Raw genomic sequence first — 12,549 nt, 5'->3', positions numbered from 1 at the left:
AATCCCTACTTTGTTGGGGTGCCGACAGGTTGTTGCAGTTGCGCTTTCCAACGCTCCAGATTGCGCTGCAGCGCGGCTTGAGCGGCACCGGAGGCGAGCAATTCTGTCATCTTTTTCGTCAGCTGTCCGCGCAGCCACGGATCATTGCAGGCCGAGTTGTGGGAAATCGCCAGGTAGAGGCCAGGCTGATCGACAGGCACCTCATGAGCCACCAGGTCATTACTCATGCCCAGCGTCTGGGCCATGGCCATGCCGGAATAGCGTCCGGCCAGCACGTAGTCCACCTCACCCAACAACAGTTTCTGGAAGGCCGGCGTCAAGTTGGGCAGGCGTTGCAGGTTGAGCTGCTGACCAGCGAAGGTCTCGAATTCGGCGCTCAAGCGCGCACGCTCCGATACCGCGCCTTTGTGGCCGTGCAAATCGGCGTCGGTGGAATAGACCAGGGCGGAACCCTTACGCGTCCACACCAGATAGTCGGTCTGCATCAGCGCTGGATGAATGTAGTCGAAGTGGTCCAGCTCGCCCAGGTTCAGCGGTGCGTCGGCGAGGATGTCCATGCGCCCGCTACGTGCTTCATCAAGGGCCAAGGAGCGTTTGCCGCCGTAGAGCAGGTCGATTTTCAGCCCAAGGTCCTTGCCCACTTGTTGCAGCACATCAGCGGTGGCGCCGATCAGGTGCGTGGGGTCTTGGGGGTCGCGCCAGAGTAACGGCGGTGCGTCCGGGCTGCCGGTGATCACCAGGCGCTCGCACTTGCCGGCGGCGATCGTCAGGCTCGGCAGCAGCGTAAGGCCCAGCAGTAAGGCCCAGGGGCGCAGTTCCATGGCAAGACTCTCCCGATCAGTAAAAAAAAACCCGGTCATAAGACCGGGCTCTTTATAAGTGAAGCGGCTGGATTAGACCAGCTTCTCCAACTCGGGAACAGCTTCGAACAGGTCAGCCACCAGGCCATAATCGGCAATCTGGAAGATCGGCGCTTCTTCGTCCTTGTTGATCGCAACGATCACTTTGGAGTCTTTCATACCAGCCAGGTGCTGGATCGCGCCGGAGATACCGACGGCGATGTACAGCTGTGGCGCAACGATCTTGCCGGTCTGGCCGACCTGCATGTCGTTGGGTACGAAACCTGCGTCAACGGCTGCGCGGGAAGCGCCGACCGCAGCGCCCAGCTTGTCGGCCAGGGCGTACAGGTGCTTGAAGTTGTCACCGTTCTGCATGCCACGCCCGCCGGAAACGACGATCTTGGCAGCGGTCAGTTCAGGACGGTCCGACTTGGCCAGCTCTTCGCCGACAAAGCTGGAAGTGCCAGCGTCGTGGGCAGCGGAGACGGCTTCAACGGCAGCCGAGCCACCCTCGGCGGCAACCGGGTCGAAACCGGTGGCGCGCACGGTGATGACCTTGACCGAAGCGTTGGACTGTACGGTGGCGATGGCGTTGCCGGCGTAGATCGGGCGCGTGAAGGTGTCGGCGCTTTCTACCGAGATGATCTCGGAGATCTGGTCAACGTCCAGCTGCGCGGCAACGCGTGGCAGGATGTTTTTGCCGTTGGAGGTGGCGGCAGCCAGGATGTGGCTGTAGCTCTTGCCCAACTCTGCTACCAGTGGTGCAACGTTTTCTGGCAGCTGATGCGCGTAAGCGGCATTGTCAGCGTTCAGGACTTTGCTCACGCCCGCGATTTTCGCAGCGGCTTCAACCACGGCGCCAGCGCCCTGCCCTGCTATCAGGACGTGGATGTCGCCACCGATCTTAGCGGCTGCGGCCACGGTGTTCAGGGTGGCCGGGGCCAGCACCTTGTTATCGTGTTCGGCGATTACGAGGATAGTCATGATCAGATCACCTTCGCTTCGTTTTTCAGTTTCTCGACCAGTTCAGCCACCGACTTGACCTTGATGCCCGCGCTGCGTGCTGCCGGCGCTTCGACTTTGACGGTCTTGTTGGTAGAGGCGGTAGAAACGCCCAAAGCGTCCGGAGTCAGCGTCTCCAGAGGCTTCTTCTTGGCTTTCATGATGTTTGGCAGGGACGCATAGCGCGGCTCGTTCAAACGCAGGTCGGTGGTGACGATGGCTGGCAGTTTCAGGGAAACCGTCTGCGCGCCGCCGTCGATTTCACGGGTGACCGCAACGCTGTCGCCGCTCACTTCGACTTTCGAAGCGAAGGTGCCCTGGCCGTAACCGGTCAGTGCAGCCAGCATCTGGCCAGTCTGGTTGTTGTCGCTGTCGATGGCTTGTTTGCCAAGGATCACCAGTTGTGGCTGTTCCTTGTCGACAACGGCCTTGAGCAGCTTGGCAACGGCCAGGGAGGTCAGCTCTTCAGCGGACTCCACCAGAATGGCGCGGTCGGCGCCCAGGGCCAGAGCGGTACGCAACTGCTCTTGGGCAGTGGTCGGGCCGATGGACACCACGACGATCTCCGTCGCCACGCCTTTCTCTTTCAGGCGCACGGCTTCTTCCACAGCGATTTCGCAGAAAGGGTTCATCGACATCTTGACGTTAGCAAGGTCGACGCCGGAATTGTCCGCCTTGACGCGAACTTTCACGTTGTAATCGACAACGCGTTTGACAGCTACAAGAACCTTCATGGATTCCTCGTTACTCTCCGGTGAAAAGAAAGTCGCCTAGGCGAACCTGGCGGTTGATGCTCATCGGCACACAAGGGCACCTCCAAAAACCTAGGCAGTGGCCTTGCACACGGGAAATGACGACCGTTCGTCAGTGGTGACTGAGAGGTCATTCTTTATCGCGGCGTGTAAACTGCGCCCCAACGTTTGGGTGCGCATCACCTTTATTGCCTTCGGCCTGTCTTTGGACGTGCTCTTGAAACCTGCAGTCTGCCTACGGGAAGCGCAAAACCGACCGTATCTTGACCGGAACGCCTATTCTGGTCAATACGGCAAAATGGTCAGTCATAAGCCCCGTTGCTTTGATTTATCTAGGCTGCAGGCAATTCAAACAAACGTTTGTATTGGACGCTGTCAGTGGTCTATATATAATGCGCCACCTAGAGAGACAGGTGGGTGCTGCCTTCGCGCAGAACCACACCGAACCTCCACCCATTAGAAAAAAAAGCCTGTTGAGCCTTGAGTAGGAGATAGCCTGTGGAACGCGAATACATGGAATTCGACGTGGTCATCGTCGGCGCTGGCCCGGCGGGCCTGTCTGCCGCCTGCCGACTGAAGCAGAAGGCCGCCGAAGCCGGTAAGGAAATCAGCGTCTGCGTGGTCGAGAAAGGCTCCGAAGTCGGCGCCCACATCCTCTCCGGTGCCGTGTTTGAACCACGTGCCCTGAATGAACTGTTCCCGGACTGGAAAGCACTCGGCGCCCCGCTCAACACCCCGGTGGCGCGCGATGACATCTATGTGCTGCGCAGCCCGGAAGCCTGCACCAAGGTGCCCGACTTCTTTGTGCCCAAGACCATGCACAACGAAGGCAACTACATCATTTCCCTGGGCAACCTGTGCCGCTGGCTGGCCCAGCAGGCCGAGAACCTGGGCGTGGAGATCTACCCAGGCTTCGCCGCCCAGGAAGCGCTGTTCGACGAGAACGGCGTGGTGCGCGGCATCATCACCGGCGACCTTGGCGTTGACCGTGAAGGCAAGCCAAAAGACGGCCTGTACACCCCGGGCATGGAACTGCGTGGCAAGTACACGCTGTTCGCCGAAGGTTGCCGTGGCCACATCGGCAAGCAACTGATCCAGCGCTTCAACCTGGACAGCGACGCCGACGCCCAGCACTACGGCATCGGCCTGAAGGAAATCTGGGAAATCGATCCGGCCAAGCACCAGCCGGGCCTGGTGGTGCACACCGCCGGTTGGCCGCTGGACATCATGGGTAACGAGAACACCGGTGGCTCCTTCCTTTATCACTTGGAAAACAACCAGGTGGTAGTCGGCCTGATCGTCGACCTGTCCTACAGCAACACCTTCCTGTCGCCGTTCGATGAATTCCAGCGCCTCAAGCATCACCCGGTGCTGGCCCAGTACCTGGAAGGCGGCAAGCGCATCAGCTACGGCGCCCGTGCGATCTGCAAAGGCGGCCTGAATTCGCTGCCGAAGATGGTTTTCAAGGGCGGTGCGCTGATCGGTTGCGACCTGGGCACCCTCAACTTCGCGAAGATCAAAGGCAGCCACACCGCGATGAAGTCCGGCATGCTCGCCGCCGACGCCGTGGCCGACCGCCTGTTCGCCGAATCCGAGGGCGGTGATGAACTGACCACGTATGTCGACAGCTTCAAAGCCAGCTGGCTGTACGAAGAATTGTTCGCCAGCCGTAATTTCGGCCCGGCCGTGCACAAGTTCGGCGCAATCATCGGCGGCGGTTTCAACTGGCTCGACCAGAACATTTTCGGCGGCAAGATCCCGTTCACCCTGCACGATACCAAGCCGGACTACGCCTGCCTGAAGCTGGCCAAAGACAGCCAGAAGATCGACTACCCCAAACCCGACGGCAAGTTGAGCTTCGACAAGCTGAGCTCGGTGTTCATCTCTGGTACTAACCACGAAGAAGAGCAGCCGTGCCACTTGAAGCTCAAGGACCCAAGCATCCCGATCGGCACCAACCTGCCGCTCTACGATGAACCGGCGCAGCGCTACTGCCCGGCTGGCGTGTATGAAGTGGTGACCAAGGAAGACGGCGAGAAGCGCTTCCAGATCAACGCCCAGAACTGCGTGCACTGCAAGACCTGTGACATCAAGGACCCTTCGCAGAACATCACCTGGGTCACGCCGGAAGGTGCGGGCGGGCCGACTTACCCGAATATGTAAGTCGTTCGTTTGACCAAAAAAGGCTCCCGAGATGGGGGCCTTTTTTGTGGGCGACATCGATCAACATGTGGGAGCTGGCTTGCCTGCGATGGCGGTCTTCAGGTGCCAAATGTATGGCTGACCCACCGTTATCGCAGGCAAGCCAGCTCCCACACAGACCGTGGGGTGTCAGGCGGCCCGCTCTTCGCCTGGGTTGCGCAGGAAGTAGCGTTTGTACTCCCGACTGAACTGCGACGTACTCTGATACCCCACCTTATGCGCCGCCTGCGCCACACTCATGCCTTCCACCAGCAGCAACTGCTGGGCCTTCAATAACCGCAAGCGCTTGAGGTACTGCACCGGCGATAACAAGGTGCAGCGTTTGAAATGCTCATGAAAGGTCGAGGCACTCATGTGCGCAAATCCGGCCAACGTCTCGATATTCAGCGGCTCGGCGTAATGGGCATGCAGGTGATTCAATGAGGTGGCGATCCGGGAAAACTGCCCCTGTTGTTCCACCAGCGCACGCAACACATCCGCCTGGGGCCCACGCAAGGCGGTGAACAACAATTCACGCACCCGCGCCGGGCCCATGATCCGGCTTTCCAGCGGATCGTGCAGGCACTGCAACAGCCGCTCGACGCAGCCGCGCATCGCATCGTCCAGCACCACCGAACTCATCGACTCCAAGGTCTGCGCGGTCGGCGGCGGCCCCGCCTGCATGCCCATGGCAATCACCAACTCGCCCAACACCACGCGATCGATGCCTACCGTGACGCCATACAGCGGCGCCTCGGGGGCCATGGCAAAGGTCTCGCATTCGAACGGCACCGGCATCGCCTGGATCAGGTAATGCCCGGCGCCATACTCCAGTGTGCGCGGGCCAAGGTAGGCGACTTTGCTGCCCTGGGCCACGAACATCAGGCTTGGCTCATAGATCTGCGGCCCACGCGCCACATCGCAACTGGCGCGCAGCACCTGCACGCCGGGCAGGTGAGTCGGGGAAAAACCGTCGCGGGGCGTGAGCCCTTCGATCAAGGCAACCAGCGTGGCATTGGCGTCCAAATGGCGGGTCAACAGCATGGCAAAAAACTTCGCGAATGAGGGATGACAGCATCATCGCAGGTCTGGCGGCCAATATATCCAAACCTCAGGCACTGCCGGACGAATAGGCATGAGACTCGGAGCAATTGCCATGTTCGCGCCAAAGGCCTGCGCGCAGACTTTGCCGCCTCTGCAGTCCAAGCTTTTGTGAGGTTTACTATGTACACCGCCATCGGTTACGCCGCCCAGTCGGCCACCACGCCCCTCGCCCCAATGACATTTGAACGCCGTAGCCCGCGCGTCGATGACGTGGCCATCGAGATTCTCTACTGCGGCGTGTGCCACTCCGACATCCACCAGGCGCGCAACGAATGGGGCATCGCCGTGTACCCGCTGATGCCGGGCCACGAGATTGTCGGCAAAGTCACAGCGGTCGGCGCCAATGTGACTGCCCATAAAGTCGGCGACCTGGTGGGCGTAGGCTGCATGGTGGACTCGTGCCGTCACTGCCAAGCCTGCCAATCAGACCTTGAGCAGTATTGCCTCGAAGGCCCGACCATGACCTACGCCACGCCGGACCGCGTGGATGGCAGCAACACCATGGGCGGCTACTCCGACAGCATCGTGGTCAGTGAGCATTTCGTGGTGAAGATCCCGGCCAAGCTCGACCTGGCCAGCGCTGCGCCGATCCTGTGCGCAGGCATCACCACCTACTCGCCCCTCAAGCACTACGGCGTAAAGGCCGGCGATAAAGTCGGGATCCTCGGCATGGGTGGCCTGGGCCACATGGGCATCAAGTTCGCCAAAGCCATGGGCGCTGAAGTCACGTTGTTCACGCGCTCGGCCAGCAAGGCCGAGGAAGGCCGTCGCCAGGGCGCCGACCATGTGATCGTGTCCACCGATGCCGAGCAGATGAAAGCTGCTGCCGGGCACTTCGACTTCCTGCTGGACACCATCCCGGTGCAGCACGACCTGAACCCCTACCTCGATGTGCTGCGCTTTGACGGCGTACACATCCTGGTCGGCCTCATCGAGCCGGTGGACCCGCCCGTCAACGCCGCCAAGCTGGTGCTGGGCCGTAAAGTGTTGGCCGGTTCACTGATCGGCGGTATTGCAGAAACCCAGGAAGTCCTGGATTTCTGCGCCGAGCATGGCATTACCTGCGACATCGAGATGCTCGACATTCGCCAGATCAACGAGGCTTATGCGCGCATGATCGCTGGCGACGTGAAGTACCGCTTTGTCATCGACATGGCGAGCCTGAAAGCCTGATCAGGCTTTGGCGCCCAACTCCGCTGACAGCCGGGCTGCGACCTGTTTGATCACAGGGATCAGCTCGGCCATTTTCTCCAGCGGCATGTAGGGCACCGTACTGGCAATGCTGATGCCGGCGACAATGCGCCCGCTGGCATCGCGCACCGGTGCCGCCACGCAGCGGATCGAAGGCTCGTTGTCTTCAAGGTCAAACGCATAACCCCCCTCCACATACTCATGCATGCGCTGTTCGAACTGCGCCCAGGATTGCTCCGGGTGCTGCGGCCATTGCAGGCTTTTGCCCGCCGTCGGCAAGCTCGCCTCGTACAAGCGCTGCCACTCCTGCGGCGAGTCATCGAGCATCAACGCCTTGCCGATACCGGTGCGCGCCAGCGGCATACGATGGCCGACCCGCGAGCGCATTTCCGGGCCATTGCGGCCGGGGTTCTTGTGCAGGTAAAGCACCTCGTCGTATTCACGAATCGCCAGGTGAATGGTGTCGCCGGTCAGCGCCGACAACTCGTCTAGGTACGGCACTGCCAGGTTCACCAAGGGCAACTCTTCACGGGCCTGGAACCCCAGCTCGATCAGCTTGGGCCCCAGCAGATAACCGACCTGGGGCACCACACGCAGGTAACGCTCGTCCACCAGGCAACTGGCCAGGCGGTGCGTCGTGCTGCGCGTGGTGCCGATGCGTCGGGCGATCTCCTTGAGATCCCGCGCACCGGCCGCCACCGCTTGCACCACGCCCAGGCCGCGCAACAGGGTCTGGGTACCGGTGGGGGCGGCGTCTTTGACGGGGGTGTGGGCGTTTTCCTGCATATCGGGCCTATAAGTATGAAAGCGGGGGCATTATGGCAAATACCGCCCTCCTGAACACAGGAGATCCAATGTGGGAGCTGGCTTGCCTGCGATAGCGTTGGGTCAGTTAAAGATAGGCTGGCTGACACACCGCTATCGCAGGCAAGCCAGCTCCCACAGTTTGATCTTCACAGGGCGAACGTCAGCGTTGTTTCATGCGGTCGATTATCACCGCCAACAGCAGGATCGAGCCGCGAATCACATATTGGTAAAAGGTATCGATGTTCTTCAGGTTCATCGCATTCTCGATGATCGCCAGAATCAACACCCCGGCAATCACATGGCGGATCATGCCGATACCGCCGCTCAACGACACCCCGCCCAGCACACACGCCGAAATCACCGTCAGCTCGAAGCCCTGGCCAATCATCGGCTGGCCCGAGGTCATGCGTGACGCGAGGATCACCCCGGCCAATGCGCCGATCAAACCGTGCACGGCAAAGATGATGATCTTGGTGCGATCGACATTCACCCCCGCGAGTAACGCGGCTTCCTGGTTGCCGCCAATGGCCATGGTGTTGCGCCCGTAGGTGGTGTAATTGAGCAACCAGCCAAAGAACACAAAGCACAGCACGGTGATGATGATCGGCACCGGCACGCCCAGCAGCTGGCCGTTGCCGAACACGAAGAACCCTTCATTCATCACCCCCACCGCCTTGCCGTTGGAGAAGATGTAGGCCAGTCCGCGCACGATCTGCATGGTCGCCAGGGTGGCAATCAACGCGTTGATGCGCAGCTTGGCAATCACAATGCCGTTGATCAGCCCTACCACCAGGCCCATGGCCAAGGCTGCCGACACGCCGAGTGCCACGCTGTCGGTGTCGCGCATCACGATGCCCGCCACCACCCCGGCACAGGCGATCACCGAACCCACCGACAAGTCGAAGTGCCCCGACGCCAGGCAGAACAGCATGGTGCAGGCGGCGATGCCCACGGTGGAAATCGCCAGACCGAGGCCGCGCATGTTCAACGGAGACAGGAAGTTATCGATGAACACCGCGCTGAGCACAAAAATGCCCAGCGCCGCCAACAGCATCACCCAATCATCGAGAAATTTGCGCTGATTGAAACCTGGCCAGAAGCCCTTTGCTGTTTTTACCTCAGACATAGCCAAACCCTCTTATTCTTGTTCAAGCCCGCGACTGTGGCAGCGCCAGTTGCAGCAGGCGCGCTTCATCCGCTTGGGCGCGGGGTAACTCACCGGTCAAGGCGCCTTCACTCATCACCAGGATGCGGTCGCAGATGCCCATCACCTCCATCAGGTCGCTGGACACCACAATTACCGCAATGCCACTGGCCGCCAGGTTATGGATGATCTGGTAGATCTCCGACTTAGCGCCGATGTCGATACCGCGAGTGGGTTCGTCGAGCAGTAACACCTTCATCGGCATCGACAACCAGCGGCCAAGGATGGCTTTCTGTTGGTTGCCGCCGGACAGGTACATGATCTTCTGCGCCGCGTTCGGCGTTTTGACCCGCATCGCCTGGATCTGGCGGTCGGCGTTACCTTTCTCCCAACCTTCGCGCAACAGCCAGCCAAAGGTGGAATGGGCGCCACGGGCGCTGATGTTGATGTTTTCAGCGACGCTGCCCAGCGGGATGATGCCCTCTTTCTTGCGGTCCTCCGGACACAGCAATACCCCGGCGGCGATGGCGTCGCGGGGTGAGCGCAGTTGCAGCGCTTGCCCGCACAGTTCCAGGCTGCCGGCGCTGGCGCGCTCTAACCCGCTGAGCAGGCGAAACAGCTCGGTACGCCCCGCGCCCACCAGCCCGAACAGGCCCAGGATCTCGCCCTTGCGCACCTGAAAACTGATCGGTTCACGCAGGCCCGGGCCGAGCAAGCCGTCCACCTTGAGCGCCACTTCGCCCTGCTCACGCGGGCGGTAATCATAGATGTCCTGAATATCGCGACCGACCATGCAAGTCACCAACTGGTCGTGGGTCAGCGCGCTCATGTCCTCGAACGTGCGCACGTAGCGGCCATCCTTGAACACCGTCACCGCATCGCAAATACGGAATACTTCTTCCATGCGATGGGACACATAGAGCACCACTTTGCCCTCGTCGCGCAGGCGCGCGATGATCGCCATCAAGCGCTCGATTTCCCGCGCCGATAAACTGCTGGTGGGCTCATCAAAGGCAATCACGTTGGCGCCGCGAGACAGCGCCTTGGCGATTTCCACCAGTTGGCGCTGGCCCAGGGACAGGCGCCCAAGCTTCTCGTCGGGATCGATTTCATCGGCCAGGCCCTTGAGGCAGGCCAGGGCCTGCTTGCGCAGCAGGCCCCGGTTGACCACGCCAAAGCGCGTGGGCAAATGCCCGAGAAACAGGTTCTCGGCCACGCTCATTTCTGGCACCAGGTGCAGCTCTTGGTGAATCACCGCCACACCGCTGGCGATGCTGTCGGCGGCGCATTTGAAGGCCATGGTTTGCGCGCCGATTTGCACGGTGCCGCTGGACGGAATATAGGCGCCGCCGAGGATTTTCAGCAGGGTCGACTTGCCGGCGCCGTTCTCGCCCATCAGTGCATGCACCGAGTGCGGCCGCGCTTCAAAGCTGATCTGCGCCAGGGCTTTCACACCGGGAAATTCCTTGCCGATGCCATTGAAACGCAGGGCCGCGCCGCTCATTTCCACAGGCCGATCTTGGTCAGTTCTTCCTGGAAATTGGTGCGGGTGATCAAGGTCACCTCGTCCATGGCGGTGTATTTGGCCGGTTCCTTGCCAGTGGTGACCCATTCGTACATCGCCAGCGCGGTGTTATAGCCTTCGATATGCGGGCTGGGCAGCATGGAGCCGAAGAAGCCGCTGTCGGCTTTCTTCAATTCGCCGATGGCGTCGGTGCCATTGATGCCGATGCCGATCACGTTGGCGGCCTTGAAGCCGGCGCTCTCAGTGGCGCGCACGCCGCCGAGCACGGTGTTGTCGTTCATGCCGCCGATGATCAGGTTCTTCGCCCCGCTCGGCAGCTTGACCAGAGCCGAGTTGGTGGCGTCCATACTGCCGGGCACGTCGAGAGTTTTCAGCGCGGCGGTGAGGATGTGGTCCTTGGGAATACCGGCCTCCTCCAGGGATTTGATCGAGCCGTCGGTGCGTTTCTTGCCAGTGTCGAGTTCGTTGAAGGTATTGATCACCGCATAGGTGTCCTTCCAGTCCCACCCGCGTTTTTTCGCTTCGGCGGCCATGGCGGCGCCCTGCTTCTGGCCGACTTCAAACGCGGCCATGCCCAGGTACGGCACCTCTTCCATGAAGTTGCCCTTGGCATCGACAAAGCGATCATCCACGGCCATCACTTTCAAATCGTTGACCTTGGCCTTGGCGACGATGGCCGGGCCCAGGGACACGTCTGGCGGGCAGATCACAAAGCCTTTCGCGCCGTTGGCGGCCAGGCTGTCGATGGCGGACAAGGTCTTTTCGCCATCGGGCACGGCGATTTTTATCACGGTGAAACCATGTTCCTTGCCGGCTTTTTCCGCGAATGCCCACTCCGTTTGAAACCAGGGTTCCTCGGCCTGCTTGACCAGGAAACCGATCTTCACTTCTTCAGCCGATACCCAGCCGCTGAACGCCATCGCCAGTGCCACGGCACCGAGTGTTTGCTTGAACATGGACCACCTCCTTCTTGTTATTGAAAAACGCTTTAGTCGTGGTACATCACAGACCGCCCGCCATCGATCATCAGGCAAGTGGCATTGATAAAGGGCGCCTCGTCGGTCGCCAGGAACAGAGCCGTCATGGCCACTTCGATGGGCTGGCCAATGCGTTTGGGCGGGTGCAGGTCGAACGCGCGCTGGCGTTCGGCGTGGGGGTCTGGGAAACCGTTCCAGTAATCGACGTTGAGCTGGGTTTCGATATAGCCGGGGGCGATGGCATTCACGCGGATGCCCTTGGGCGCGTACTCGATGCCCAAGGCACGGGTGAGGCCGAGCAGGCCGTGCTTGGCGACAGGGTAAGGGAAGCAGCCAGGAATGATTTGGCTGGAATGGGTGGACGCGATATTGATGATGTTGCCGATGCCCTGCTCGATCATGTGCGGCAACACCGACCGGCAGCCGTACCAGGCGCCGTCGAGGTCGATGGCGAAACAGCGGCGCCAGTCCTCGTCGCTCATTTGCAGCGGATCACGGAACACATTGACGCCGGCACAGTTGACCAGCACATCCACGCGGCCAAAGCGCTCGATGGTCAGGTTGACCAGCGCCTGCCATTGATCCTTGGAAGTGATATCAACCGGTTGGGCGTAAACCTGCGCGCCGCGTTCGCGCCAATGGGCGGCGACGTTCTCGACTTTGTCGCCCTGGATATCGGCAATGATCAACCGCGCCTGCTGGGCCTGGAAACAGGCAACGATGGCTTCGCCAATGCCTTGGGCGGCGCCGGTGATGATCACCACCTTGTTCTTCAGCCGCTCGCCGTAAGTGGGCTCGGGCACGGCGGGTAGGGACAACGGTTGCGCCTGCATCGCTTCACCTTTTTATTTTTTGTAGTGAGTGCTGATGCTGGCGACTATAAACCCATCGCCTGAAATATCTCAATATATAAATTATCGTCCCACATAATGAGCAAGCATTAAAAAAATGTGGGAGCGGGCTTGCTCGCGAATGCGGTGTATCAGTCAGCACATGCTTTAACTGACACACCGCATTCGCGAGCAAG

General features: G+C 60.5%; 11 protein-coding genes. 2 read left to right on the top strand and 9 right to left on the bottom strand.

Going from position 1 to position 12,549, the window contains the following annotated elements; genetic code table 11:
* Positions 1-5: 5 nt before the first annotated feature.
* From DK871_RS06985 to DK871_RS06975, 3 genes are all read right to left on the bottom strand, one after another.
* On the bottom strand, positions 6-821 hold the full coding sequence (locus tag DK871_RS06985) for an ABC transporter substrate-binding protein (protein WP_161904487.1): 816 nt from the start codon (positions 819-821) through the stop codon (positions 6-8).
* Between the two features lie 72 nt (positions 822-893).
* A complete protein-coding gene (locus DK871_RS06980; protein ID WP_161904486.1) occupies positions 894-1,823 on the bottom strand; it encodes an electron transfer flavoprotein subunit alpha/FixB family protein in 930 nt (309 codons plus the stop codon).
* Positions 1,824-1,825: 2 nt separating this feature from the next.
* On the bottom strand, positions 1,826-2,575 hold the full coding sequence (locus DK871_RS06975) for an electron transfer flavoprotein subunit beta/FixA family protein (protein WP_014719538.1): 750 nt from the start codon (positions 2,573-2,575) through the stop codon (positions 1,826-1,828).
* A 516-nt stretch (positions 2,576-3,091) separates the two neighbouring features.
* Here DK871_RS06975 and DK871_RS06970 point away from each other — a divergent pair.
* Positions 3,092-4,756, top strand: a complete 1,665-nt coding sequence (locus DK871_RS06970) for an electron transfer flavoprotein-ubiquinone oxidoreductase (protein ID WP_161904485.1) — start codon at positions 3,092-3,094, stop codon at positions 4,754-4,756.
* A gap of 168 nt (positions 4,757-4,924) precedes the next feature.
* Here DK871_RS06970 and DK871_RS06965 read toward each other — a convergent pair whose 3' ends face one another.
* Positions 4,925-5,818 (bottom strand): AraC family transcriptional regulator, encoded by an 894-nt coding sequence (locus DK871_RS06965; RefSeq protein WP_003193483.1) that lies wholly within the window; start codon positions 5,816-5,818, stop codon positions 4,925-4,927.
* Positions 5,819-5,998: 180 nt separating this feature from the next.
* Here DK871_RS06965 and DK871_RS06960 point away from each other — a divergent pair, with 180 nt between their 5' ends.
* Positions 5,999-7,051 (top strand): NAD(P)-dependent alcohol dehydrogenase, encoded by a 1,053-nt coding sequence (locus DK871_RS06960; RefSeq protein ID WP_161904484.1) that lies wholly within the window; start codon positions 5,999-6,001, stop codon positions 7,049-7,051.
* Here the strand turns inward: DK871_RS06960 and DK871_RS06955 are convergent, their stop codons facing one another.
* The 5 genes from DK871_RS06955 to DK871_RS06935 all read right to left on the bottom strand — a co-directional run bounded on the left by DK871_RS06955 (position 7,052) and on the right by DK871_RS06935 (position 12,355).
* Complete coding sequence (locus tag DK871_RS06955; protein WP_003193487.1) at positions 7,052-7,855, bottom strand: IclR family transcriptional regulator; 804 nt, start codon at positions 7,853-7,855, stop codon at positions 7,052-7,054.
* Between the two features lie 181 nt (positions 7,856-8,036).
* Positions 8,037-9,002 carry an L-arabinose ABC transporter permease AraH gene (araH, locus tag DK871_RS06950; RefSeq protein WP_014719542.1) on the bottom strand — a complete coding sequence of 322 codons (966 nt, stop codon included), beginning with the start codon at positions 9,000-9,002 and terminating at the stop codon, positions 8,037-8,039.
* Between the two features lie 22 nt (positions 9,003-9,024).
* Positions 9,025-10,524 (bottom strand): L-arabinose ABC transporter ATP-binding protein AraG, encoded by a 1,500-nt coding sequence (gene araG, locus DK871_RS06945; protein WP_161904483.1) that lies wholly within the window; start codon positions 10,522-10,524, stop codon positions 9,025-9,027.
* On the bottom strand, positions 10,521-11,501 hold the full coding sequence (locus DK871_RS06940) for a substrate-binding domain-containing protein (protein WP_161904482.1): 981 nt from the start codon (positions 11,499-11,501) through the stop codon (positions 10,521-10,523). The genes araG and DK871_RS06940 overlap by 4 nt, the downstream gene beginning before the upstream one ends.
* A 32-nt stretch (positions 11,502-11,533) precedes the next feature.
* Entirely contained in the window at positions 11,534-12,355 is an 822-nt protein-coding gene (locus DK871_RS06935; RefSeq protein ID WP_161904481.1) for an SDR family oxidoreductase, read from the bottom strand.
* Positions 12,356-12,549 lie beyond the last annotated feature (194 nt).

Source organism: Pseudomonas sp. L13 (assembly GCF_009935965.1).
Taxonomy (GTDB): Bacteria; Pseudomonadota; Gammaproteobacteria; order Pseudomonadales; family Pseudomonadaceae; genus Aquipseudomonas; species Aquipseudomonas lactis.
The sequence above is the reverse complement of the archived record's forward strand: the minus strand, read 5'-3'. Positions and strand labels throughout refer to the sequence as shown.

Excerpts from the sequence above, each read along its gene's own strand:
- DK871_RS06985 (WP_161904487.1), bottom strand. The coding sequence starts at position 821 with ATGGAACTGCGCCCCTGGGCCTTACTGCTGGGCCTTACGCTGCTGCCG.
- DK871_RS06980 (WP_161904486.1), bottom strand. The coding sequence starts at position 1,823 with ATGACTATCCTCGTAATCGCCGAACACGATAACAAGGTGCTGGCCCCG.
- DK871_RS06975 (WP_014719538.1), bottom strand. The coding sequence starts at position 2,575 with ATGAAGGTTCTTGTAGCTGTCAAACGCGTTGTCGATTACAACGTGAAA.
- DK871_RS06965 (WP_003193483.1), bottom strand. The coding sequence starts at position 5,818 with ATGCTGTTGACCCGCCATTTGGACGCCAATGCCACGCTGGTTGCCTTG.
- DK871_RS06960 (WP_161904484.1), top strand. The coding sequence starts at position 5,999 with ATGTACACCGCCATCGGTTACGCCGCCCAGTCGGCCACCACGCCCCTC.
- DK871_RS06955 (WP_003193487.1), bottom strand. The coding sequence starts at position 7,855 with ATGCAGGAAAACGCCCACACCCCCGTCAAAGACGCCGCCCCCACCGGT.
- araH (WP_014719542.1), bottom strand. The coding sequence starts at position 9,002 with ATGTCTGAGGTAAAAACAGCAAAGGGCTTCTGGCCAGGTTTCAATCAG.
- araG (WP_161904483.1), bottom strand. The coding sequence starts at position 10,524 with ATGAGCGGCGCGGCCCTGCGTTTCAATGGCATCGGCAAGGAATTTCCC.
- DK871_RS06940 (WP_161904482.1), bottom strand. The coding sequence starts at position 11,501 with ATGTTCAAGCAAACACTCGGTGCCGTGGCACTGGCGATGGCGTTCAGC.
- DK871_RS06935 (WP_161904481.1), bottom strand. The coding sequence starts at position 12,355 with ATGCAGGCGCAACCGTTGTCCCTACCCGCCGTGCCCGAGCCCACTTAC.